This window comes from Comamonas thiooxydans, assembly GCF_000964545.1.
Classification (GTDB): Bacteria; Pseudomonadota; Gammaproteobacteria; order Burkholderiales; family Burkholderiaceae_C; genus Comamonas; species Comamonas thiooxydans.
The window spans coordinates 260,261-283,910 of the sequence record NZ_BBVD01000002.1; the positions used below are offsets into that span (position 1 = coordinate 260,261).

Annotated in this window: 23 protein-coding genes; 9 read left to right on the forward strand and 14 right to left on the reverse strand. The window is 60.3% G+C overall.

Features of this window, described 5'->3' with window-relative positions; all coding sequences use genetic code 11:
* Nucleotides 1–53: 53 nt before the first annotated feature.
* From Cth01_RS02705 to Cth01_RS02725, 5 genes are read right to left on the reverse strand one after another with little or no spacing between them, the layout of a single operon-like run.
* Nucleotides 54–2,168, reverse strand: a complete 2,115-nt coding sequence (locus tag Cth01_RS02705) for a type IV pilus secretin PilQ (RefSeq protein WP_034390605.1) — start codon at nucleotides 2,166–2,168, stop codon at nucleotides 54–56.
* Nucleotides 2,165–2,716, reverse strand: coding sequence for a pilus assembly protein PilP (locus Cth01_RS02710; RefSeq protein WP_034357416.1), 552 nt, complete (start codon nucleotides 2,714–2,716; stop codon nucleotides 2,165–2,167). The genes Cth01_RS02705 and Cth01_RS02710 overlap by 4 nt, the downstream gene beginning before the upstream one ends.
* Complete coding sequence (locus Cth01_RS02715) at nucleotides 2,713–3,387, reverse strand: type IV pilus inner membrane component PilO (protein ID WP_034381535.1); 675 nt, start codon at nucleotides 3,385–3,387, stop codon at nucleotides 2,713–2,715. Before Cth01_RS02715 ends, Cth01_RS02710 begins: the two co-directional genes overlap by 4 nt.
* Nucleotides 3,387–3,998: a PilN domain-containing protein gene (locus Cth01_RS02720; protein ID WP_012837038.1), complete on the reverse strand. Its 612-nt coding sequence runs from the start codon at nucleotides 3,996–3,998 to the stop codon at nucleotides 3,387–3,389. The genes Cth01_RS02715 and Cth01_RS02720 overlap by 1 nt, the downstream gene beginning before the upstream one ends.
* The gene (locus Cth01_RS02725; RefSeq protein WP_012837037.1) at nucleotides 3,995–5,077 is read right to left on the reverse strand and encodes a pilus assembly protein PilM; all 1,083 of its coding nucleotides are present in this window, start codon (nucleotides 5,075–5,077) and stop codon (nucleotides 3,995–3,997) included. Before Cth01_RS02725 ends, Cth01_RS02720 begins: the two co-directional genes overlap by 4 nt.
* 349 nt (nucleotides 5,078–5,426) lie before the next feature.
* Here Cth01_RS02725 and Cth01_RS02730 point away from each other — a divergent pair, with 349 nt between their 5' ends.
* Complete coding sequence (locus Cth01_RS02730; protein WP_045838463.1) at nucleotides 5,427–7,757, forward strand: penicillin-binding protein 1A; 2,331 nt, start codon at nucleotides 5,427–5,429, stop codon at nucleotides 7,755–7,757.
* A 66-nt stretch (nucleotides 7,758–7,823) separates the two neighbouring features.
* Here the strand turns inward: Cth01_RS02730 and cyaY are convergent, their stop codons facing one another.
* On the reverse strand, nucleotides 7,824–8,165 hold the full coding sequence (gene cyaY / locus Cth01_RS02735) for an iron donor protein CyaY (protein WP_003061987.1): 342 nt from the start codon (nucleotides 8,163–8,165) through the stop codon (nucleotides 7,824–7,826).
* Nucleotides 8,166–8,177: 12 nt separating this feature from the next.
* Here cyaY and lptM point away from each other — a divergent pair, with 12 nt between their 5' ends.
* Nucleotides 8,178–8,426 (forward strand): LPS translocon maturation chaperone LptM, encoded by a 249-nt coding sequence (gene lptM / locus Cth01_RS02740; protein WP_034357410.1) that lies wholly within the window; start codon nucleotides 8,178–8,180, stop codon nucleotides 8,424–8,426.
* A 74-nt stretch (nucleotides 8,427–8,500) separates the two neighbouring features.
* Nucleotides 8,501–9,328 (forward strand): oxygen-binding di-iron domain-containing protein, encoded by an 828-nt coding sequence (locus Cth01_RS02745; RefSeq protein ID WP_034390603.1) that lies wholly within the window; start codon nucleotides 8,501–8,503, stop codon nucleotides 9,326–9,328.
* Here Cth01_RS02745 and msrQ read toward each other — a convergent pair.
* The 5 genes from msrQ to Cth01_RS02770 all read right to left on the reverse strand — a co-directional run bounded on the left by msrQ (nucleotide 9,292) and on the right by Cth01_RS02770 (nucleotide 15,376).
* Nucleotides 9,292–9,924 carry a protein-methionine-sulfoxide reductase heme-binding subunit MsrQ gene (msrQ, locus tag Cth01_RS02750; protein ID WP_034390601.1) on the reverse strand — a complete coding sequence of 211 codons (633 nt, stop codon included), beginning with the start codon at nucleotides 9,922–9,924 and terminating at the stop codon, nucleotides 9,292–9,294. The two genes, Cth01_RS02745 and msrQ, sit on opposite strands and share 37 nt — an antisense overlap.
* A complete protein-coding gene (gene msrP / locus Cth01_RS02755) occupies nucleotides 9,924–10,916 on the reverse strand; it encodes a protein-methionine-sulfoxide reductase catalytic subunit MsrP (protein WP_045838464.1) in 993 nt (330 codons plus the stop codon). The genes msrQ and msrP overlap by 1 nt, the downstream gene beginning before the upstream one ends.
* Nucleotides 10,917–11,110: 194 nt before the next feature.
* Nucleotides 11,111–12,445, reverse strand: a complete 1,335-nt coding sequence (ccsB, locus tag Cth01_RS02760; protein ID WP_003058739.1) for a c-type cytochrome biogenesis protein CcsB — start codon at nucleotides 12,443–12,445, stop codon at nucleotides 11,111–11,113.
* Complete coding sequence (locus Cth01_RS02765; protein WP_045838465.1) at nucleotides 12,442–14,622, reverse strand: cytochrome c biogenesis protein ResB; 2,181 nt, start codon at nucleotides 14,620–14,622, stop codon at nucleotides 12,442–12,444. Before Cth01_RS02765 ends, ccsB begins: the two co-directional genes overlap by 4 nt.
* A 130-nt stretch (nucleotides 14,623–14,752) precedes the next feature.
* Nucleotides 14,753–15,376: a c-type cytochrome gene (locus tag Cth01_RS02770; RefSeq protein WP_034357400.1), complete on the reverse strand. Its 624-nt coding sequence runs from the start codon at nucleotides 15,374–15,376 to the stop codon at nucleotides 14,753–14,755.
* Between the two features lie 77 nt (nucleotides 15,377–15,453).
* Between Cth01_RS02770 and yihA the strand changes: the two genes are divergently transcribed.
* Nucleotides 15,454–16,224, forward strand: coding sequence for a ribosome biogenesis GTP-binding protein YihA/YsxC (gene yihA / locus Cth01_RS02775; RefSeq protein ID WP_045838466.1), 771 nt, complete (start codon nucleotides 15,454–15,456; stop codon nucleotides 16,222–16,224).
* Nucleotides 16,225–16,268: 44 nt separating this feature from the next.
* On the forward strand, nucleotides 16,269–17,186 hold the full coding sequence (locus Cth01_RS02780; protein ID WP_045838467.1) for an alpha/beta fold hydrolase: 918 nt from the start codon (nucleotides 16,269–16,271) through the stop codon (nucleotides 17,184–17,186).
* A 50-nt stretch (nucleotides 17,187–17,236) separates the two neighbouring features.
* On the opposite strand, the gene Cth01_RS02785 is transcribed toward Cth01_RS02780, so the two are convergent.
* Nucleotides 17,237–18,118, reverse strand: a complete 882-nt coding sequence (locus tag Cth01_RS02785) for an LpxL/LpxP family acyltransferase (protein ID WP_034381516.1) — start codon at nucleotides 18,116–18,118, stop codon at nucleotides 17,237–17,239.
* Complete coding sequence (locus Cth01_RS02790; protein WP_034381514.1) at nucleotides 18,115–18,966, reverse strand: lysophospholipid acyltransferase family protein; 852 nt, start codon at nucleotides 18,964–18,966, stop codon at nucleotides 18,115–18,117. Before Cth01_RS02790 ends, Cth01_RS02785 begins: the two co-directional genes overlap by 4 nt.
* A 126-nt stretch (nucleotides 18,967–19,092) precedes the next feature.
* Here Cth01_RS02790 and metK point away from each other — a divergent pair, with 126 nt between their 5' ends.
* Together metK and Cth01_RS02800 are read left to right on the forward strand one after the other, a co-directional pair.
* Nucleotides 19,093–20,280 (forward strand): methionine adenosyltransferase, encoded by a 1,188-nt coding sequence (gene metK, locus Cth01_RS02795; RefSeq protein WP_034357390.1) that lies wholly within the window; start codon nucleotides 19,093–19,095, stop codon nucleotides 20,278–20,280.
* Nucleotides 20,281–20,469: 189 nt separating this feature from the next.
* Nucleotides 20,470–20,643, forward strand: a complete 174-nt coding sequence (locus Cth01_RS02800; protein WP_003058756.1) for a DUF1328 domain-containing protein — start codon at nucleotides 20,470–20,472, stop codon at nucleotides 20,641–20,643.
* Between the two features lie 65 nt (nucleotides 20,644–20,708).
* On the opposite strand, the gene Cth01_RS02805 is transcribed toward Cth01_RS02800, so the two are convergent.
* Nucleotides 20,709–21,392, reverse strand: a complete 684-nt coding sequence (locus Cth01_RS02805) for an NUDIX hydrolase (RefSeq protein ID WP_034390590.1) — start codon at nucleotides 21,390–21,392, stop codon at nucleotides 20,709–20,711.
* A 123-nt stretch (nucleotides 21,393–21,515) separates the two neighbouring features.
* On the opposite strand from Cth01_RS02805, the gene Cth01_RS02810 reads away from it, so the two are divergent.
* Together Cth01_RS02810 and pncB are read left to right on the forward strand one after the other, a co-directional pair.
* On the forward strand, nucleotides 21,516–22,364 hold the full coding sequence (locus Cth01_RS02810) for a cysteine hydrolase family protein (RefSeq protein ID WP_045838552.1): 849 nt from the start codon (nucleotides 21,516–21,518) through the stop codon (nucleotides 22,362–22,364).
* 67 nt (nucleotides 22,365–22,431) lie between these two features.
* Nucleotides 22,432–23,637, forward strand: coding sequence for a nicotinate phosphoribosyltransferase (gene pncB, locus Cth01_RS02815; RefSeq protein ID WP_034357386.1), 1,206 nt, complete (start codon nucleotides 22,432–22,434; stop codon nucleotides 23,635–23,637).
* The last annotated feature ends 13 nt before the right edge of the window (nucleotides 23,638–23,650 follow it).

Here is a 23,650-nt window from a genome sequence, read left to right on the forward strand (position 1 = left end):
AATGAAAAGGCCCGCATCAACTCGTGCGGGCCCTATGTAAAAACTGATAACAGTTATTTGCTGGTGCTGCGCGCCTGGCTCAGCATCTTGGGAGTGATGAAAACCAGCATTTCACGCTTGCTCGAAGCCTTGGTGTTGCTACGGAACAAATGCCCCAACACAGGCAGATCTCCGAACAGCGGTACCTTGTTGAGCTGGTTGGTTTCCTCCAATTCAAAGATACCGCCAATCACGACCGTGCCGCCATTCTCGACCAGCACCTGGGTCTTGACATGCTTGGTATCAATGGCAACGCCCTGAGTCGTGGTCTCACCACGGCTGTCCTTGTTCACATCCAGATCCAGAATGATGTCGCCTTCAGGGGTAATTTGCGGAGTCACTTCCAGCTTCAGCACGGCCTTCTTGAACGAGATGGTCGTGGCGCCATTCGGCGCAGTCACGGAGTACGGGTATTCCGTGCCTTGCTCGATCAATGCCTTGTTCTGGTCTGCTGTCACCAGACGGGGGTTGGAGATGATCTTGCCATCACCCTCTGCTTCCAAAGCGGAAAGCTCCAGGGACAGGAAACGCGTCATCGAGCTATTGAAGACAGAGAATGCGACCTGCCCCACCGTGTTGATTCCTGAAATACTGGCTGGCAAATTGACAAAATTGCCACTGGGGAACTTGGTGCTTGATCCCGAACTGCTGTCTGGCAGGAACTGAGACGAAGTCATGGATGCATTGCTGCCAACAGCCCCTCCGCCAAACTTCACACCCAGCGAACGGCCAAAGGTATCGCGTGCCTCCACAATGCGGGCCTCGATCATGACCTGGCGCACCGGCACATCCAGCGTTGCCAGCAAAGCCTTCATTTCTTCCAGCTTGGTCGGCGTATCCGTCACAAACAGCTGATTGGTGCGAGGCTCGGAAATAGCGGAGCCGCGCGACGACAGAAAGCGCGTGCTGGACCCTGTACCGCCGGCACCACCGCCGCCTGTCGAAGTCGTGATCTGCTGCAGGATATCCGCCGCCTTCGCATAGTTGAGCTGGAAGCCTTGCGTGCGCAAAGGCTCCAGCTTCTGGATTTCCATGGCCGCTTCGTAGTCACGCTTGGTACGCGCGTCAATCTCGTCCTTGGGAGCGATCCAGAGCACGGAGCCGGACTTGCGCATGCCCAGCCCCTTGGCATCCATGATGATCTGAAGAGCCTGGTCCCAAGGCACATCCTTCAGACGCAGAGTCAAGGCACCTGTCACCGTATCCGAGGTGACGATATTGAAGTTGGTGAAGTCCGCGATGACCTGCAGCAAAGAGCGCACTTCAATATTCTGGAAATTGAGCGACAGCTTTTCGCCGCTGTAGCCCGGGCCTTGCGTCAACTTGCTGGTGTCGACCTTTTTCTGGCGCACTTCCACCACGAACTGATTGTCGCTCTGGTATGCGCTGTGCTCCCAGTCACCCACAGGGTCAATGCGCATCCGAACACGATCGCCTTGCTGAGTGGTCGATATCGTTTGCACAGGCGTACCGAAATCCCCCACATCGAGCTTCTTGCGCAAATTTTCAGGCAGAGCTGTACGCAGGAAGTCCACCGTCAGGCCCTTGCCCTCCTGCCGCAGATCCACCCCCACCTGGCTGCTGCCAAGGCTGACTACAACCCGGCCGGAGCCATCGCTACCACGGCGAAAGTCGATACCGCGAATCGGAGCTGCATCAGAGGCTGCCGTCTTGTTCTCGAACACCGGAGCCATGACAGGAGCCGCAGCTGCAGCGGTTGTCGCGGCACCTGCGGGATCAAGCAAGATCAGCAAAGATTTGCCCTGGCGCTGCAAGCGATAGGTCGTAGCCGTCTTCAGATTCAATACCAGGCGTGAGCGACCCGATGCTTCCACCAGATTTGCCGAACGCAGATTGCCCTGATTGAATTCAAGCAACGACTTGCCCGAGCCATTGCTCACACCCGGAAAATCCAGAGCGATACGCGCCGGAGACTGAACCACGAATCCGGTCGGGTCTGCAGCCAGCGGTTCGGACAGCTCGACACGGACGACCTCGGAGCCAGACTGCAAAGCGCCTGTAACAGCCTCAATGCGGGCTTGCGCCCAAGCTGCCGAAGAAAGCAAAAGGCCGCTCAGGGTCAGACCCCAACGGGCCTTCGCCATAGTGCTGCGATTAATACCCATCATTTGCCGACCTCCTGCAACTCCAAAGTGCTTGTTCTTTCAATCCAGTCACCACCGCCATCCTGGACAATTTCTCTTAGCTGGATGGAGTTTTCCGTAATCTTGGTGATCTTTCCGTAGTTCTGCCCCAGATAGTTGCCGACACGTACCTGATAGAGCAGGCCGCCGACTTTGACCAAGGCCGTGGGCACGTTCTTTTTGTCGAGACTGCCCACCATGGTCATGGTGTCCAGCGGCTCGGCCTCCAGCGGCTCCTTGCGGCGACTCAGCTCTGGCGTGAGCAACGCCGTGCTGATGTTGGATTGCGCAGACTCCTTGCGCAGCACCTGGATCAGCTTGAGCGGATTGAAGGGATCCATGCCATCAGCCCCTGTATAGGCCTGGGGCTTGAAAGGCTTGGGCTCCTCCAGAGGAGTCACGCGAGGCTTGGCATTGGCACGCTCCTGGGCCATCCACTCACGCAGTTGCTCCTCCTCGGAGGAGGTGCAACCCGCCAGCAAAGCACTGCTCATCAGGACCAGCCAGACAGGGCTCAAGAATGCTCTGCTCATTTCTTCCCCTTGGCCGCGTCACGCTGCGCCTTGACTTCGTCCGCATCCAGATATCGGAACGTCCGTGCCGTGGCATCCATGGACAGCACATCCGTGTCCTTGCCGCCCGGGGCGATGGACAGATTGTTCAAGGTCACGATACGGGACAGGAAAGCGATATCCGAGGCAAAAGCACCGATGTCGTGATAGCGCCCCGTCACCTTCAGGGTGATTGGCAGCTCGGCGTAGTACTCCTTGGTCACCATGGCGCCAGGGCGGAATACTTCAAACTGCAGGCTACGTCCCAAGCCGGCCTGGTTGATATCGGAAAGCAGAGCAGCCATCTCCGCCTTGCTGGGCAGTTGCTTTTCCAGCTGCGTCACATACTGCTGCACCTGCTCGCGCTGCTTCTTCAAGCCCTCCAGGCTCACTGCCTTGACCATTTTCCTGGAATAGTCTTCGCGCAGAGTCACCTCGGTCGCACGCTCGGCGTCGAGCTCTGCTTCGTAATCCTTCAGAACGACGAACCACAGCAAGGCTGCGACAGCGACTGCCACGGCAACATACAGCAGTGCCTTGGGCAAGGCTGGCCAGACCGAAGGGTCATTGGGATCCAGATTCCGGAATTGGCGCTGAATTCTCTCTTGCAGCGCAGCGAAATCGATGTCCAGAGATTTCTTCTTTTTTGCCATCACTGCGCTTTCACAGAAGAGCTTGCAGCAAGCAGATTTTTCTCCGCATCGCTGGCCCTGGTCAGATTGAAGCGCAATGTGAATGCAGCTGCACGGCGCTTATCCTTGGCAGTCACATCAACAGTCTTGGCCACAATTTCCATCAGCTCCGGCTTGGAGAACCAGGGCGAGCCATCCGTAAGATTACGCAGCATCTCGGAAATACGTTCATTCGACTGTGCAGTTCCCTGCATGGTCACCGACAGGCCTTCTTGCTTGATGCTGCTGATGTAGACACCGTCCGGCAGTTGCTTGACCAGCTCATTGAGCATGTACACCGGCAGGTTGCGGTCGGACTGCAGATCCTCCACCGCCTTCTGCCGTGCACGCAGAGCGGTGATTTCGGCCTCGAGCCCCTCGATTTCCTTGATCTGTGTTTCCAGGACCTTGATTTCGGAGCGCAGCAGATTGTTCTTGTTCTGCTGGCCCTCGATCATCATCTGGAAATACCAGTAAATCAGTGCTGCGATCAGCAGTCCACCCAGTGCGCCCAGCACCATATTGACCTGAAACGCTTCTTTACGGCGCTTCTTGGCCGCCTCGCGGTGCGGCAAAAGGTTAATCAGTATCACTCTTGAAACCTCCGCATGGCCAAACCGCAAGAGGTCAGATAGGACGGCGCTTCACGCGCCATCTTCTTCAGACGCACGCCGCTGCCAATTTCCATGCCTTCGAAGGGATTGGCAAGACTGCAGGCACATCCAGTCTGCTGGCTGACGGCATCCACCAGCCCCGGCAAGGACGACGATCCACCTGCCAGCAACACATGATCGACGCGGTTGTAGGGAGTACTCGTGAAGAAGAACTGCAACGCTCGCGCCACTTCCTGGGTCAGGCTTTGCACGAAGGGCTTGAGCACACCAGCCGCGTAGTCGTCCGGCAATTCGCCGCTGCGCTTCTTGGCCTCCGCCTCTTCCGGAGAAAAACCGTACTGGCGTGCAATCAACTGGGTAAGCTGTGCACCGCCAAAGGCCTGATCACGCTCATACAGCACCTCGTCATTGCGAAGCACCTGCATGCTGGTAGTCATCGCGCCCACCTCGAATAGCGCCACGACAGCATCACGCCCGGCATTGGGCAAACGCGACACCAGACGCGTTGCCGCCATTCGGGCGGCGTAGGGCTCGATATCGATCACCATGGGCTTGAGACCGGCAGCCTCGGCCAGGCCCTGGCGGTCCTGCACTTTTTCCTTGCGCGATGCAGCAATCAGCACATCCACATCGCCAGGCGACACCAGCGACGGGCCTATGACACAGAAATCCAGGCTCACCTCATCGAGCGAGAACGGAATGTATTGATTGGCTTCGGACTCGACCTGAACTTCCATTTCCAGCTCGGTCAAGCCGGCTGGCAAGGTGATCTTCTTGGTAATCACAGCAGCAGCTGGCAACGCCATGGCCACTTGCTTTGTACGCGTTCCGCTTTTCTTGACCAGCCGGCGCACGGCCTCCGCCACCTCATCAAATTTCTCAATATTGCCGTCGGTGATCCAGCCTTTTTCAAGAGGCTCAATCGCACAACGCTCCAGTTGCCACTCGCCGGATTTGCTTTTGGCCAGCTCGACCAGCTTCACGCTGGAGGAGCTGACATCAATGCCAAGCAAAGGTGCAGGCTGACGGCTGAATAAAGAACTCAGAGCAATCAACATGCCCCCCCAAGTTTGTAAGAATGGAAACAAAAGCCAGCAATACCCCGGAATCCTAGCAGCAAGCTATAGCAGCACATGCTTTGCTGCAGCGCTTTTCACCGTATTTCGTGGTCAAAAAAAGACAAACTTGTGTAACGTCAAACCGCAAGAACCTCAGCCCTTGCGCATACTGGTGCTTACCCTGTGATTTAGGATTCAATCAAAGCGCGGCCCCACCCCGGCCGCCACGATGCTTTTCCGGGCGGCATTTCTATAATGTCCTACCCCTTGCCAATACTGCGAAATGCCGCCATCAGAACATTCTGCTCACCAGGCACCTGCGCCTGGATCTCAAACTCCCAAAAAACGCATGCACTGGCTGCCGCGCTCCATTTTCTGGCTGATCGGAATTGCCGTCGCCGCTGCCCTGGCCGTTTTGCTGGCCGTGGCCGTGGCGCTGGCCATGGCTTACCCTAATCTTCCAGACGTCTCCGAACTTGCAGACTACCGCCCCAAGCTACCGCTGCGGGTCTACTCCAGCGAAGGCGCTCTGCTGGGAGAGTTTGGGGAGGAACGTCGCACCCTGACGCCCATCAACGAGATCCCCAAGGTCATGACGGATGCCGTGCTGGCCATCGAAGACACCCGCTTCTTCGAGCATGGCGGCGTGGACTACAAGGGCATGCTGCGTGCTGCGCTGGCCAACCTGGGCAAGGTCAAGAGCCAGGGCGCCTCCACAATCACCATGCAGGTTGCACGCAATGTCTACCTCTCTTCCGAGAAGACCTATACCCGCAAGATCTACGAAATCCTGCTGACCTTCAAGCTTGAGCACTTGCTCACCAAGGAGCAGATCCTCGAGATCTACATGAACCAGATTTTCCTTGGCAACCGTGCCTATGGCTTTGCAGCAGCCTGTGAAGCCTATTTCGGCCATCCGCTCAAGGACATCACGGTGGCCGAAGCCGCCATGCTGGCCGGCCTGCCCAAGGCTCCATCGGCCTACAACCCGATCAGCAACCCCAAGCGCGCCCGCATCCGCCAGCTCTACATCATCGAGCGCATGGAGGAAAACGGTTTCATCACCGCAGAGCAGGCCAGGCAGGCCCGCGAAGAGCCGCTCAAGCTGCGTACTGCCGCCAATTCGACCCGTGTACATGCAGAGTACGTGGCTGAAATGGCCCGTCAACTGATCTTTGCCCAATACGGCAGCGACGCCTATACCCGCGGCCTGAACGTCTACACCACTCTCAATGCCGGTGAACAGGAGGCTGCCTACAAGGCTTTGCGCGAAGGCATCATGAACTACGAACGCCGCCAGAAGTACCGCGGCCCCGAGAAGTTCATCACTCTGCCAGTCAACGCTCAGGAGCTGGAAGACGCCATCGACGATGCCCTGGCCAACCATCCCGACAACGGCGATGTGGTTGCAGCCGTGGTGCTGGAAGCCTCGCCGCGCAAAATTGTCGCGGCCCGTGCGGACGGTACCCATTTCGAGATCACGGGCGACAACCTCAAGCCCGCCGAATCTGGTCTCAGCCCCAAGGCACCGCCCAATATCAAGATCCGCCCCGGTGCCGTGATCCGCGCCATCAAGAACGCCAAGGGTGCCTGGGAAATCACCCAGCTGCCCGAAGTCGAAGGCGCTTTTGTGGCCATGTCCACGCAAACCGGCGCCATCCGCGCGCTGATCGGTGGCTTCGACTTCGAAAAGAACAAGTTCAACCACGTGACCCAGGCCTGGCGCCAGCCCGGCTCCAGCTTCAAGCCATTCATCTACTCGGCGGCGCTCGAGCACGGCTTCTCGCCCTCCACCATGATCAATGACGCACCGATCTTCTTCAGTGCGGCAACCACCGGTGGTCAGCCCTGGGAGCCCAAGAACTACGACGGCCGCTACGACGGTCCCATGACCATGCGCACGGGCTTGAACAAGTCCAAGAACATGATCTCCATCCGGTTGCTGCAGGCCATCGGCCCCAAGACCGGGCAGGAATGGGCGACGCGCTTCGGCTTTGAAGCCGCCAAGCAGCCCGCCTACCTGACCATGGCTTTGGGCGCCGGTTCCGTCACTCCGCTGCAGATGGCGGGAGCCTATTCGGTGTTTGCCAACGGCGGCCATCGCATCAACCCCTGGCTGATTGCCCGAGTGACAGACCACAAGGGTCGCATCCTCTCCGAGTTCACCCCACCAGCGGTGAAGGAGCTGCCCCAGGCCATCCCCGAGCGCAATGCCTTCCTCACCGGCACCCTGCTCAATGATGTGGCACGCGTGGGCACGGCTGCACGTGCCCAGGCCACACTCAAGCGCCCCGACCTGTATGGCAAGACCGGCACCACCAATGACTCGGTGGACGCCTGGTTTGCCGGCTACCAGCCCAGCATTGCCGCTGTCTCCTGGATTGGCTACGACACCCCGCGCAACCTGGGTTCGCGCGAAACAGGTGGCGGCCTGAGCCTGCCCATCTGGATCAATTTCATGCAGCACGCACTCAAGGGAGTGCCGGTGGCCGAAGTGCAAACCCCGCCCGGCGTGGTCAATATGGGCGGCGACTGGTATTACGAAGAAAACGCCCGCAACGGCGGCGTCTCCAGCCTCGGCATGGAAGGCGCCTCCGATCCTGGCAACGCAGGCCCGGGTGCCACCCAACCGCCTGCCGCAGAAGAGCGCAGCCGCATTCTGGACCTGTTCAGAAACTAAGCCCTCCAACAACAAAAAGCCTGCCTCTCATCGAGGCAGGCTTTTTTATTCCAGCACCCTGAATGTTCAGGCCAGGGCCTTGAACTCCAGAGCCATGCCCGACTGCTCGCTTGCATATTGCGTCAGATTGGCAAAGAACTCGCCAGCACCCTTGGTGTCCAGCCAGACTTTCTTGTCTTCGTCAAAGCGATAGTGAAAGCCGCCTGCCTTGGCCGCCAGCCAGATTTCATGCAGGGGTTTTTGCTGGTTGATGACAATCTGGCTGCGATTGGCAAACACCAAAGTCACCATGCCGCCCACACGCTGGGCATCAAGGTCGGCATCGGTTTCGTCATTGATGCGATCACAGCATTGCTCCACAGCCAGCAGAAGTTGGTCGGCGCGATCCAGATATTCAAGGTCAGTCATTACAATTTGCCCATGTTGAAAGCCAACCAAATTTTAGTCAGGAGCATTGCCCTTGCGGCTTGTGCGGCGTCCCTGGCAGCACTTTCCGCCTGCGGGCAAAAAGGCCCGCTCTATCTGCCTACAGATCCTGCGGCGCAGGGTCGCGCCACGCTGCCCGAAACGCTGGGCATTTCCACCAAGCCTTCCAGCGCAGCAACACCTGCAACGAAAGCCACGCCGATAGAGGCCAACGAGATTCCCCAGACCGATGCCAAGCCCTGAGGCTTGATGCACATCAACATGGCGCCCGGACTTACTCTCTAGAGTGATGGCATCTTGTCCTTTGACAAACTGCCATGTCCATTGAGCTCTATCGCGACAAAAACCACGTCTGTCTGATGTTCACCGACCTCATCGAGGAGGACGGTCAGGCGATTCAGGCCAACCAGTTCCTGATCGTGGACAACGGCACGGGGGCCATCATTGATCCCGGTGGCAACCTGGCTTTCAACGAGCTGTTCATGGGCATGTCGCGGCATTTCCCGCCGCAAAAGCTCGCCTATCTGATTGCCTCGCATGCCGACCCGGACATCATCGCCTCGCTGGATCGCTGGATGAGCAGCACGCGCGCACAACTGGTCATCTCGCGCATCTGGGAGCGCTTTGCACCGCACTTCACCAAGGTGGGCAAAACGGAAAACCGCGTCATTGGCGTACCTGACTCGGGCGGACGCCTGCCTCTGGGCCACAGCGAGCTGGTGTTGCTGCCCGCGCATTTTCTCCATGCCGAGGGCAACTTCCACTTCTACGACCCGATCAGCAAGATTCTGTTCACGGGCGACCTGGGCGTCTCTCTGACCACCGGCGCAGAAGCGCAGAAGCCCGTCACCGACCTCGCCCCGCATATTGCACGCATGGAAGGCTTTCACCGCCGCTACATGGTCTCCAACAAGATTTTGAGACTATGGGTGCAGATGGCACGGCAGTTGCCCATAGACATGATTGTTCCCCAGCATGGCGCTCCCATCATGGGCAAACAGGCGATTGGCGACCTGTTCAACTGGCTCGAAAGCCTGCAATGCGGCATCGACCTGTTCGACCAGCGCGCTTACCAGTTGCCTTCGGCAGAGATCGACCCGATCTCGCGTCAGGTACGTCCGCCGCTGCGCGCCGTGGCAGGTTGATTGCTTCTGAGTGCACGCAGCACTCGCCAGCCGAGCAAGCTACCGAGAATGGCTGCATAGACGGCCACCTCGCCAAAATTGTTCTTGCCGGCGCGCATCCAGAAAAAATGCAGCAAGGCCAGCGGCACCGCCACATAGACTGCTCGGTGCAGCCACTGCCAGCGCTTGCCGCCCAGAGCCCTGAGCATGAACTTTGGCGAGGTGACGGCCAGCACCAGCAGCAGCAGCCAGGTGCTGAAACCCACCAAGATGAACGGGCGCTTGGGAATATCGGCCACGATATCGCCCCAGTCCAGCCCCATGTCGAACCAGGCATAGCAAAGCAGGTGCAGACAGGCGTAGAAGAACACATACAGGCCCAGCATGCGCCGGTAACGCACCAGCAGATTCCAGCCGCTGATCTGGCGCAGCGGCGTCACCGCCAGCACTATGCAGAGAAAGCGCAGGGTCCAGTCGCCCGTGCTGCGCAGCAGGGCTTCGGCCGGATTGGCCCCCAGCCCGTCAGTGAACGCCGCATATAACAGCCATGCGCAAGGCAGCAGGCACAGCATGAAGACCAGTGGCTTGGCCCAGGGCTTGAGCAACCAGGCCTGCATCAGTAGAACTTCTTCAGGTCCATGCCCGCATACAGCGACGCCACCTGATCGCCATAGCCGTTGAACAGCAGAGTCTTGCGGCGCTTGGCGAACAGCCCGCCCTCACCGATGCGCCGCTCGGTGGCCTGGCTCCAGCGCGGATGATCGACCTCGGGATTCACATTCGAATAAAAGCCGTACTCGTTGCGTGCCGCCTTGTTCCAGGCGGTGCCTGGCTCCTTGTCGGTCAGGCGGATCGCCACCAGCGACTTGGCGCTCTTGAAACCATACTTCCAGGGCACGACCAGGCGCAGCGGCGCACCATTCTGGTTGGGCAGGACCTCGCCATACATGCCGAAGGCCAGCAGCGTCAGCGGGTGCATGGCCTCATCCAGCCGCAAGCCTTCGGTATAGGGCCAGTCCAGCACGCCGCTTCTGAGTCCTGGCATCTGGGCCTTGTCGGCCAGGGTGACGAACTCCACATACCTGGCGCCGGAGAGCGGCTGCACTTTCTTGAGCAGTTCGGACAACGAGTAGCCCACCCAGGGGATGACCATGGACCAGCCCTCCACGCAGCGCAGGCGGTAGATGCGCTCTTCCATGGGCGCGAGCTTGAGCAGGCTGTCGATGTCCAGGGTCTGCGGCTTCTGCACCAGGCCTTCGATGCGCACCGTCCAGGGCCGGGTCTTGAGCGTGTGTGCATTGCGTGCGGGCTCGTCCTTGTCGAGCCCGAACTCGTAGAAATTGTTGTAGCCCGTGGCGTCCTTGTAGGCCGTGGCGGCCTCTACCGTCATGGCCCCGGCAAGCTTGCTGGGCTGGCCCTTGAGAGGCGGCAGGCTGCTTCGCTCGGTCGCCGCCCATGCATTGCGGCCGGCCCAGCCGGCCAAGGTGGCGCCCGCCGCCCCCATGGCCAGGGTCTGCAGAAAGTCCCGGCGCTGCAGGTATTGGATCCGAGGCGTGATCTCGCTGCCTAGTGGATGCTCGAAGCCTTGGTTGCTGTGACGAATCAGCATAGGAATGCTCCCAAACGACAATCAAGAGTAGTGCGATTTGGAAGCCCTCAGCGTCAGCAAAGTTCCCCCGAAGTGCTTAATAAAAAAGGAGCTTCTTGCGCTTGATGATCAATGGTTTCAGATTGCTTTCAACCTGAAATCCTTATTCAATCAGCGCAAGCAGCTCCTGTTTTCTGGAGTGCTTGTTACGCGGCCTACAGCTCGCCGTAGCTGTGCAGGCCCGACAGAAACATGTTCACGCCCAGGAAGGCAAAGGTGGTGACGGCCAGACCCGCCAGTGCCCACCAGGCAGACACCGTGCCGCGCAGGCCCTTCATCAGGCGCATATGCAGCCAGGCTGCATAGTTGAGCCAGACGATCAGCGCCCAGGTTTCCTTGGGGTCCCAGCTCCAGTAGCCGCCCCAGGCCTCGGCCGCCCACAGAGCGCCGAGCACGGTGGCGATGGTGAAGAAGGCAAAGCCCACGGCGATGGCCTTGTACATCACGTCGTCCAGAATCTCGAACGAGGGCAGACGGGCCGCAATGCGCTTGCGCGAGAGCAGGATGCCGGCCACGATCAGGGCCGAGATGCCGAAGTACACCATCCAGTAGCTGCCGCCGTTCTCGGTCGCACCCTTGCGAAAGACGATGGGCTCGAAGCACAGCACCACGCCCAGCAGCCACAGCGGCGCAAGCTTGTACCACTTGGTCTCGGTGGCCTGCTGCTTGATCAGATAGGCAAACGCCACCATGGCAGACAGCGCAAACGTGCCGTAGCCGATGAAGTTGGCGGGCACATGCAGCTTCATCCACCAGCTCTTGAGAGCCGGCACCAGTGGCTGAATCTCATGGGCCTGGCGCACCAGCGTGTACCAGAGCAGAAAGCCCACGGCCGCGCTGACCACCAGCATCACAAAGCCGCCCAGGGCACGCGTGTCGTAATGCTGCTCGTAGTACAGATAGAAGATGGCCGTCATCCAGCAAAACATGACGAACACTTCGTAGAGATTGCTGACGGGGATATGGCCGATGTCCGGGCCCAGCAGATAGCTCTCGTACCAGCGCACCATGGTGCCGATCAGCGCCATGGCGACGGCCAGCCAGGCCAGGCGCGAGCCCAGCAGCGACATGACCGAGCGCTCGCCCTTGGCAAACACGCCTATCCAGTAGAACGCCGTGCTGATGAAGAACACCATGCTCATCCACAGGATGGCGGACTGGCTGGAGAGGAAGTACTTCAGGCCGAAGACGGTCTCCGACCGTGCCAGTTCGCCGCCATCTCCTCCCTGGTACAGACCGATGGCCATCAGCGAGAAGCCGGCCACGGTCAGCATCAGCACCGCCAGCGGGCGCCAGAACCAGCCCATCCAGATCATGGCCGGGATGGTCGCCAGCAAAATGCCCTTCTCATACACATCCATATAGGCGGCGTAGCGCTGCAGCGCATAGCCCAGGCCCACGGCCACCACGACCGCGAACAACCAGTCAAACCAGTTGCGGCGGGCGAAATAGCCTTCGTTCAGAGTCAATGTCGTGGTTGCGGTGTTCATACAGAACCTCCGGGAGTCTTCTTTTGTAAGGGCTTGGCCCCGATCAGCTTGTCGGCCAGCATGACGAACTCGCGGTCGCCATCCATGGTCTTGCGGTTGGTGGACAAGGCCATGTTCGCATGGCTGCCATCATTCGCAGGGGTCAGCCAGATCCAGATGCGGCGGTCACGCACGTACAGCATGGCAAAAACGCCGATGATCAGGAAGAGGCAACCCAGGTAAACAATGTTTTTACCAGGGGCACGCGCCACCTGAAACACGCTGGCCTGGACCTGCTTGAAGTCCTGCAGCATGAAGACAACGGGTGCCGGATAGAACTGCGCGTCGCTGAGCGAGAACACCGATTGCGTCATGAAGGCCTGGGTCTTCTCGTCGTTCTCGAAAGGCTTGAGCCCCGCCTGCTGGCGCACCTGCTGAGCCAGCTCGAACAGCACGCCGTTGAGAATCCGCACCAGCACCTCGCCGGCGCGCTCGCGCTCGGCCTCGGGCACATTGCTGTCCATGAAGTCCGATATCGCCTGCAAACCACCCAGCTGGCGGCCGTCAGGGCCCTTGAACTTGGCGTCCTGGCCGGCAAACAGCTCCAGCGCCTTGAGCGCGGACTGCGTCAGCGGCTCGGCCAGCTCGGGTTTGGAGACATCGACCGCCCGCTGCACATAGGCGCGCGCCGCCTTCTCGGCCTGGGCCTTGTTCTGCATGGCCTGACGCAGCTGCATGAAGGTGTTCATCGTGCCCTCAGGATCGGCAGGCACGCGCAGATAGCGCATCTGGTCGGCCTGATTCTCACGCACGCCAAGCAGGAAGACGGGCTGGCCCTCGCCCGTGTCAACGGGCAGCATATAGTTCTGGAACTCGCGCGCCTGACCCGAGGCATCGCGCAGCTTGTAGCCCACGCTGGGGCCGATATTGCGCAAATCCTTTTTGTCCGTGGTCTTGTGGGCAGCGCCCAGACGCTCGTCGATGGCCTGCCTCAGATCGACCTTGCGCACATCGGTGCCGGCACCGCCCTTGTCCTGGCCGCCGAAGTTCTCCACATTGATGGTGCGCAGCGCCGTGTACTCCAGCGTCACCTTGTCCTGCTGGCCATCGGCCAGCTTGCGCACGAACTCGGTGGAGTTGCCGATCACGCCCTCCACGTCGAAAGGCTGGGAGACGCCGTCCATGGGCACGGCATGCAGCTTGACGCTGGAGCCGCCGTCATCGAAGCTGCTCTGGTAGATCTCTATGCCCTTGTAGCTGGCCGGATGGTTCACTTCCACGCGCTTTTCCAGCTTCTCGCCAGTGGCGCGGTCATGAATCACTATATCGCTGGCAAACAGCTTGGGCATGCCGGTGGAGTAGTACTCCACGATGAATTTCTTGAGTTCCACCGAAAATGGCAGATCTTGCAGCAAGATGCCATCCGATTGATTCAGGATCGCAGTACCGGACTGCGTGCCTTCGGACACCATGAGGTTGCCGCGGAAGGTCGGGTTCTTGATCGACAGACGATGCTCGGGCGCCACGTCCGAGATCATGCCGCCGCCGGTATAAGGCGTTTTGCCGCCCAGCAGCATCTGGGCCCGCACGATGAGATCGCCGTCAAACAGCCCGCCAATGCAGATCAGCACGATGGCGCAATGAGCGGCGATATAGCCCAGCTTGTTGGCCGCACCTGCCTTGGCTGCCAGCATCCAGCCGGTACCGGGCCCGGCCGCCGTGTCGCGCTGCTGCATCTTGACCTTCCAGCCGCCAGACACCAGTTGCTGGCCGATGCGCTTGGCCGCCTCTTCGGTGCTGCCAGCCACATCCGCCTCGGCGCGATGATGGAAGGCCTTGAGGCTTTGCTCGCGGAGGTTCTCCTTGTAGTTGCGGATGTCGGCCAGATATTTGGGAGCATGGCGGCTCACGCACAGCGAGGTGCTGATGACCAGGAAGGCCAGAATCAGCAGAAACCACCAGGCGCTGTAGACCGCATTGAGCTTCAGCGCCAGAAACAGCTGCGCCCAGAAGGGACCGAACTGGTTGACATAGTTGACCAGCGGTTCATGTTGCTTGAGCACCGTGCCGATGACCGATGCGATGCAGATCACTGTGAGCAGTGAAATCGCAAAGCGCATGGAGGCCAGCAACTCCAGAGTCGCGCGCACTGCCTGTGAGCGAGAGGAGTCACGATCGCGAAGTGGAAGGTCTGACATGAGGATGAGATAGAGCCGAACGCAAAAAGGCGGGCCATCTGCTGAACTAGCCGATGGGCCCGCCTGACTTGGGGGGTGCCAGATGCCTGAAAGTTCCCGGAGTCACCCGCGCATCTGATGAAAAGGATTTTTAACGCAAGCCAGCTATATAGTCTGCCACGGCCTTGATTTCGCGATCATTAAGCTTGGCAGCAACCTGGGCCATGGGAATGCTATTGCTGCGCTTGCCGTCGCGGAAGTCCGTCAACGACTTCACGGTGTATTCCGCATGCTGACCCGACAGACGCGGGTACTGGGCCGGAATGCCGGAGCCGTTGGGGCTGTGGCAGCTCGCACAGGCGGCAATCTGGCGCTCCTGAATGCCACCGCGGTAAATGCGTTCACCCAGGGCGATGGAGTCCTTGTCCTTGGAGAAGCCGTTCTTGGGTGCCTGGGTATGCAGCCAGGCCGCAATGTTCTGCATATCACCATCGCTGAGCGTGGCAGCGAAGCCCTTCATCACCGGGTCGTTGCGCTTGCCATCCTTGAACTCGCGCAGCTGCTTGACCAGATACTCGGGGTGCTGGCCGGCCAGCTTGGGCTGCAGGGGAATGGTGGAATTGCCGTCTGCGGCGTGACAGGCGGCGCAAACCGCCCCATAACTGGCTTGCCCTTTGGCAGCATCCGCCTTCACAGGTGTTTCTCCCGCCGAAAATGCGGGGAAGGCAGGTGCTGCGAAAATGGCAGCAGTCAGCAAAGAGGCAAGCAACTTCATATCAAGGGGCTGGGTCTATTGTTGAGAGCGCGAATCCGTCAAATTCTACAATGGGCCTCCCTGAAATAGTTACCGTCATGACCCATGCTTCCCCGGATACCACTGCCGGAAAAACACTTTCTTTGATCGACAGCAAGCTTGCGATGGGCTGGATGCACACCGCGCGCTTTTTCACGACCGCGGCCCAGCTCAACCAGCTGCCCAAGGTCGACGTTCCCGAGATTGCCTTCGTTGGCCGCTCCAACGCCGGCAAGTCCACCGCCATCAATACGCTGACCCAGCAAAAGCAGCTGGCTTTCGCTTCCAAGAAGCCCGGTCGTACCCAGCACATCAACCTGTTTGCGCTGGGCAAGCAGGGCGTGACCGACGCCGTGCTTGCCGACCTGCCCGGCTATGGCTACGCTGCCGTCTCCCGCACCGACAAGGAGCGCTGGCAGCGCGTCATGCTCAACTATCTGATGAGCCGCGAAAGCCTCTCCGCCGTGGTGCTGCTGTGCGACCCGCGCCTGGGCCTGACCGAACTCGACGAAGCCCTGCTGGATGCCATCCGCCCACGCGTGGAGCAAGGCCTGAAGTTCCTCATCGTGCTGACCAAGGCCGACAAGCTGACCCGCGCCGAGCAGGCCAAGATCCTGTCCATCACCAAGCTCAATGCGGGCGGTGGCGAGGTGCGTCTGTTCTCTGCCCTCAAAAAGCAGGGCGTGGACGATGTGGCCCAGTTGCTGTGGCACTGGTGCCACCCCGAGGGGTTGCCCCAGGCGGGGACGCCCCAGGCGGGAATGCCCCAGGCTGCGCCCGTCACCCAAGCGACGCCCGCAGACGAGGCACCTGAGCAAAATCAGCCATAGGCGCTTATCTTGCAAGCGCCAGGAGCTACAAAAAGGAGAGCTTCATGGTCATGACTTGCATGCATACCCTGTCCACAGGGGTTGAACTGGAATGCCGCACCAGCGGCGAGCCGGGTCAGCCCCTGTTGCTGTTTCTGCACGGTTTCCCCGAAGGCGCTTTCATTTGGGATGGGCTGCTTGAGCAATTCGGCAGCCGCTACCGCTGCGTGGCGCCCAATCTGCGCGGCTATGGCCGCTCCAGCCAGCCCACGGCCATCAGCGACTACCGTGCCAAATACCTGGTGGAGGATCTGGCCGCCCTGATTGCGCTGGAGAGTCGTGACAAGCGCGCTGCCTGCGTGATTGCCCATGATTGGGGCGGTGCCGTGGCCTGGGGCCTGGCCAACCGCTATCCCCAGCAGCTTGAACGGCTGCTCATACTCAACTCCCCGCATCCCGGCAGCTTCTTGCGCGAACTTCAGTCCAACCCTGTGCAGCAGTCCGCCAGCCAGTACATGCATTTTCTGCGCCGGCCCGACGCCCCCGAGCTGCTGGCCGAAAACGGCTGGCAGCGCATGCTGGGATTCTTTCAGAACCCCGACGGCAGCATGCCCGCATGGCTGACGCCCGAGCGTCAGCAGCAATACCGCGAGCATTGGGATCTGGGCGTGCACGGCGCCTGCATGTTCTACGCGGCCAGCCCGCTGGTGCCGCCCCGACCCGGCGGCAGCGCCGATGAGCTGCAGGACATTCGCGAGCTCAGCCTGCCCGATGAAATGCTGCACATCCCTGTGCCGGTGCGCATTCTCTGGGGCGATAGCGACCTGGCACTGCAGCCCGCCCTGCTGCATGGGCTGGAGCGATGGGTGCCTCAGCTGGAGATAGAGCATCTCCGGGGCTGCAGCCACTGGGTGGTCCACGAGAGGCCGGAGGCCGTGCAGCGCGCTCTGGCGGAGTTTCTTTCAGCGCCAGCTCGCTCCTGAAAAGGAAGCCTCTGGCGCCCATGCCATCAGGCATGGAAACGATTTAACGTCTATTTCCCGGAGTACAGCGATGGCTCGCCATCGGGGCGCGTCTTGAAGCGCTTGTGCACCCAGTAATACTGCGGAACCATGGTCATGATGGCGGCCTGCAGCTCGCGGTTCATGCGGGCGGTGTCGGCCACATGGTCGTCGGTCGGGAAGTTCTCCCAGGCCGGCGTCAGCTCGGCCACATAGCCTTCAGGCGTCATGCGGTTGTAGAGCGCCACCACCTTGGCCTTGCCCAGACGCGCAAAGCGCGAAAGCGAGGGAATCGTGGCCGTGTTTTCCACCGCAAAAAAGGGCACGAACACCGAATCGTTCTTGCCATAGTCCATATCGGGCAGCAGATACAGCAGCCCGCCCTTGCGCAGGCACTGGATGATGGGCTTGACGCCATCGGCACGATTAAGCATCTTCACATTGCCGAAGCGCTGACGGCCATTCATGAACCAGGCATCCAGGTCCGGATCGGGATTGGTGGCGAAAATGGAAGTGAACTCGCGCTCGGTATTGAGCGGCAGGGCCAGGCCACCGGCATCCATGCTGTAGAAATGCGGTGCGAAGACGATGGTGGGCGTATCGCCCTCCAGTTCATGCGTGGCCCCGACCAGCTTGACACGGCTGCGCACCAGCTCCTCGGAGCCGAACCACAACCAGCTTCTGTCGAGAAAAGTCTGGCAAAAGACCTCAAAAGACTCTTTCGCCCAGGCTTTGCGCTGCGCCTCAGGCACATCGGGAAAGCACAGCTCGAAATTGCGCAGCGCGATGCGCCGGCGCTGGCCCGCCACCACAAACAGCACACGCCCCACAAACTTGCCCAGGCCACGTAGCAGGGGTAGAGGCAGCTTGGCCAGCACATGCATGAAGCCGATGGCGATCTTGCTGGCGCTCATGCCTTCTCCCCCGAGAGTTGCTTGTCTTCACGCGGCTGCTTGTAGCGGCCATAGCCCCACAGGTATTGCTGCGGAGACTGGCGAATGGTGGTTTCCATGGCGTGATTGATCAGCGCCACGGTGGCTTCCAGCGATTGAGATTCGGGCACAGGCAATTCCTCTAGATACAGCGTGTAGCCCCGCCCCCAGGACTTGCGCTCGCACCGCGCCACGATGACCGTGGCCCCGGTTTGCAGCACCAGACGTGCCGCCAATGTCATCGTATACGCATCACGGCCGAAAAAAGGCGACCAGATGCCCAGACCGTTGGGCGGCACCTGATCAGGCAGCAGCCCCACAGCCGCCCCCTGGCGCAGCGCCTTGATCATCTGACGCACACCCGCTAGGGTGGTGGGAACGGCCTGAACGCCAGGACGATTGCGCGCGGTTTCCAGAATTTCGGCCAGCCAGCCCTGGCGTGCGGGGCGGTAAAGCACGGTGATTGCGCCATGCCGATCCGACCAGCGCCGCGCCGCGGCCTGCACGGACATCTCGAAGCAACCCAGATGTGGCGTAAGAAACACAATGCCCTTGCCACGCGCATAGGCCTTCTCGGCCACGGCTCCATTGACGATATCGCAATCCGGCAACTGGCCCAGCCAGATACGCGGCATCTCGAACACCATGCGACCCGCATGTCCCACCGCAGCCCTGACCTGGGCAAATGCATAGCCAGCCTGGGCGGCGTTGGCCGCAAATCGGCGCCGATAGGTGGGAGATAGCGCCCAGGTCACCCACCCCATGGCAGCGCCAAGGCCATGCAATAGCCATAAAGGCAGTGCAGCAAACAGTCGAAACAGGGAAGGCATTAGAATAGCGGGGTCGCTGAGTTAAAGAGCAACTTGCAGGGCGACGTAAAAACAAAACTGCTAAAGCGTTCGCCAGACTTCGAAGCTCGGGCAACGCAATTGCCCAAGCTACAAGGAGTTATATCAATGGCGAACAGCGATTTTCTGTTTACCTCGGAATCGGTTTCTGAAGGCCACCCCGACAAGGTTGCCGACCAGATCTCTGACGCGATTCTGGACGCTATTTTCACCCAAGACCCGCACAGCCGCGTGGCTGCCGAGACACTGACCAACACCGGTCTGGTGGTATTGGCCGGTGAAATCACCACCGGTGCGAATGTGGACTACATCCAGGTCGCACGCGACACCATCAAGCGCATCGGCTACGACAACACCGAATACGGCATCGACTACAAGGGTTGCTCGGTACTCGTCGCCTACGACAAGCAAAGCCAGGACATCGCCCAGGGCGTGGACAAGGCCAGCGATGACGAGCTGAATACCGGCGCTGGCGACCAGGGCCTGATGTTCGGCTACGCCTGCGACGAAACACCCGAGCTGATGCCAGCGCCCATCTATTACGCGCACCGCCTGATGGAACGCCAGGCCCAGCTGCGCAAGGATGGCCGTCTGCCTTTCCTGCGCCCCGACGCCAAGAGCCAGGTGACCCTGCGCTATGTGGACGGCAAGCCCCACAGCATCGACACCGTGGTGCTGTCCACCCAGCACAGCCCCGATCAGTCGGAAACGGCAACCAAGATGAAGGCATCTTTCACCGAAGCCATCATTGAGGAAATCATCAAGCCCGTGCTGCCTTCGGCCTGGCTGCAAGAGACCAAGTACCTGATCAACCCCACGGGCCGCTTCGTCGTGGGTGGCCCTCAGGGCGACTGCGGCCTGACCGGCCGCAAGATCATCGTGGACACCTACGGCGGTGCCTGCCCCCATGGCGGCGGTGCCTTCTCCGGCAAGGATCCAACCAAGGTGGACCGCTCGGCCGCCTACGCCGCCCGCTATGTGGCCAAGAACGTGGTGGCCGCCGGTCTGGCGCGCCAGTGCCAGGTCCAGGTCGCTTACGCCATCGGCGTGGCCCGCCCCATGAACATCACCGTGTACACCGAAGGCACGGGCGTGATTCCCGATGCGGAAATCGCCAAGCTGGTGGCTGCGCATTTCGACCTGCGCCCCAAGGGCATCATCCAGATGCTGGATCTGCTGCGCCCCATTTACAGCAAGACTGCAGCTTACGGTCACTTCGGCCGCGAAGAGCCCGAGTTCACCTGGGAACGCACCGACAAGGCAGCCCTGCTGCGCGCCGCGGCAGGTCTGAAGTAATTCGGACACCCACTGGGCCTGAGAATCCAAGGGCTTGAGCCTTCAAGCCTCATCAAGAAGCCATCGCGAACCATTGCGGTGGCTTTTTTGTTGTCGGATCAAACCGACAAGGATTTCCCCCGAATGAGCACCGCAAGCCTGCGCCCGGCGACTTAGGCTTGAAACATCGCTTCAGACAAAGGAGTTCCGATGCTCAAGTGGGCCATTATTTTTGCCATCATCTCCCTGGTGGCCGGTGTTTTCGGCTTTACCGGCGTAGCCGCGGGCGCAGCCGGCATAGCCAAGATCCTGTTCTTTATTTTCATTGCCGTTGCCGTGATCTTCGTGGTTCTGGCCCTACTGGGCATTGGCGCAGTCAGCTAACCGCCCTCCGCTGCACACCCGCCCAAATGCCTGCCTTGTGCAGGCATTTTTCATGCAGACCGACCTCAAAGCCCTCGGGCAGTCAGCGCCAGCGTCTGGCTGAAGCCGGGCTTGGCCCGGTAAAGCTGGGCAGGCCGGTGCGCCCCACCACCCAGCATAGCCCCAGGCACAGCTTCCAGCCAGTCCATCTCGTCCATCTTGCGCCTGAAGCTGACCTTGTTCAGCGGCTCGCCCAGAATGTTTTCATAGACCTGCTGCAGCTGCGGCAGCGTGAAGGTTTCGCCGCACAGATGCACGGGCAAGGAGGAATACAGGCTTTTGCTGCGCACGCGCTCCAGGGCGGCGTCCAGGATGGCACGGTGATCGAACGGCAGTTGCGGCAGAGCCGAGAGCGGCACCACGCTGATATCGGAGCGATCGGGGGGCAGGTTCTGCACGGGCAGCAGAGCGCAATAGGCGATTGCCACCGACCAGCCGCGCGGATCACGCGCCGGGCCGCTGAAAGTGGCCAGCTGCTCCAGATACGCACCTTCTATGCCCACCTTGGTTCTGAGCACGCGCGCCGCACTGGCCTTGGCGTCCGCATCCTCATCGGTATGAATAAAGCCGCCGGGCAAGGCCCACACCCCGGCAAAAGGCGCAGCCTGACGACGCAGCAGCACGGCATGCAGCTGCTGCTCCACCAGAGTCAGCAGCACCACATCCACACTGACCTGCACCGCTTCCCTGCGCTCATCGCTTTGATTCATTTTTTTACCAACTTCGTTTTTTCTTGGCTGATTATTTCATACGAGCTCAAAAATACTTAGTTGCAAAAATATTTTAAGTGTTTTAGACTGCAGACATTGCATCTCGCAGGAAAGCTGAACACCATGAGTCATCCACAAACCCAGCTGCTCATCATTGACCCGCAAAACGACTTCTGCGATCTGCCTGCCGACTGGTGCCCCCGCTCACCAGACACTCATCAGCTGATAGCACCCAGCCTTCCGGTGACGGGCGCTCATGCCGATATGCAGCGCCTGAGTAGCTGGATGACAGCCCAGGGAGACAAGCTGGGCCAGATCACCATCACTCTGGACTCGCATCAGGCTTATGACATTGCCCACCCCGCCTTCTGGCAGCAGCGCGATGGCCATGCCGTCCTGCCATTCACCTCGATCACGGCAGCGCAGGTCCGTGCCGGCGACTATGCACCGCGCAACGCTGCCGAACGCGAACGCACTCTGCAATACCTGGATCAGTTGGACGCCCAGGGCAGCTACACCCTGATGGTCTGGCCGCTGCACTGCGAGATCGGCAGCTGGGGCCATGGCATGCATGCCAGCGTGCTCGCGGCCTGCCGCCAGTGGCAGCAGTTGCAGCACCGAGCCACCCGCCATGTCTTCAAGGGCATGAACCCCTGGACCGAGCATTACAGCGCCATTCGCGCCGAGGTTCCCGATCCGCAGGATGGCGAAACCGGACTCAACACTGCCCTGCTGGCCCAGTTGCGCCAGAGCAGCACCCTGGTGATCGCGGGCGAAGCCAGCAGCCACTGCGTGCGCGCCACCACCGAGCACATCGTGGAGCACTGGGAAAGCAACGACTACTCGCGCATCGTGCTGCTGACGGACTGCATGAGCCCGGTCGCCGGATTCGAGGGCGCACACCTCGACTTCCTGCAACGCATGCGTGCAACCGGTGTACGCTGCAAAACCAGCGCCAGCTTTGGCTTATGAGACAAATCAGCCTCTAGCGCCCATGGATAAAGCGCTAGCAGCTCATATTTTTGAAAAGAAGAACGGCATGAAGCCCATCATCACCAGCCTGCTGGACACCGACCTCTACAAATTCACGATGTGGCAGGCCATGCTGCACCGCCACCCCCAGACCGAGGCCGAGTACGAATTTGTCTGCCGCACGCCCACGGCCTTCCCGCTGGCCGAGCTGCTGCCCGAGGTGGAGCGCGAGCTGGACGCCCTGTGCAGCCTGCGTTTCGACAAGGGCGAGCTGGACTACCTGGCCGGCCTGCGCTTCATGAAGAGCGACTTCATCGACTTTCTGCGCATCTTCCAGTTCCAGCGTGCCTTCATCCGCGCCTGGGCCGAAGGCGACCGGCTCCATATCGTTGCCAAGGGCCCACAAGTCCATGTGATGGGCTTCGAGATCTATGTGCTGGCCATCGTCAACGAGCTGTACTTCCGCCGCTTCGATGCCGATGCCGCCCTTGTCGAAGGCCGCAAGCGCCTGCAGGTCAAGCTGGCCCAGCTCAAGCATCTGGCTGTCGAGGCCAGGCTGCACAACCCCTTCGAGCTGTTCGACTTCGGCGTGCGCCGCCGCTTTTCGGGAGCCTGGCAACGCGAGGTGGTACAGGCTTTTGCCCAGGAGACCGCGCAGTGGTTCAAGGGCACGTCCAACGTGCTGCTGGCTCGCGACCTGAACCTGGTGCCCATTGGCACCATGGCCCATGAGTATCTGCAGACCTATCAGGCCCTGGGCGTGCGCCTGCGCGACTTCCAGGTGGCCGCCCTCGAGGACTGGGTGCAGGAATACCGCGGCGACCTGGGTATCGCCCTGACCGATACCGTGGGCATGGACGCCTTTCTGGCCGACTTCGACATGTACTTTGCCAAGCTCTTCGACGGCCTGCGCCACGACTCCGGCGATCCCTTCGAGTGGGGCGAGAAGGCCATTGCCCACTATGAAAAGCTGCGCATTGCGCCGCAGAGCAAGCGCCTGGTGTTCTCGGACGGACTGGACCTGGACACGGCCCTGGCGCTCTACCACCGCTTTGCAGATCGCATCCAGTGCGGCTTCGGCATAGGCACGCGATTGACCAATGACATGGGACTGACCACGATCAATATCGTGATGAAGCTGACCCATGCCAATGGCCAGCCCGTAGCCAAGATTTCGGACTCGCCCGGCAAGACGCTGTGCAACGACGAGACCTATCTGGCCTATCTGCGCCAGGTCTTCAACATCCCTGAACCTGCTGCCAAAGCCGCCTGATTCCCTGGAGAAA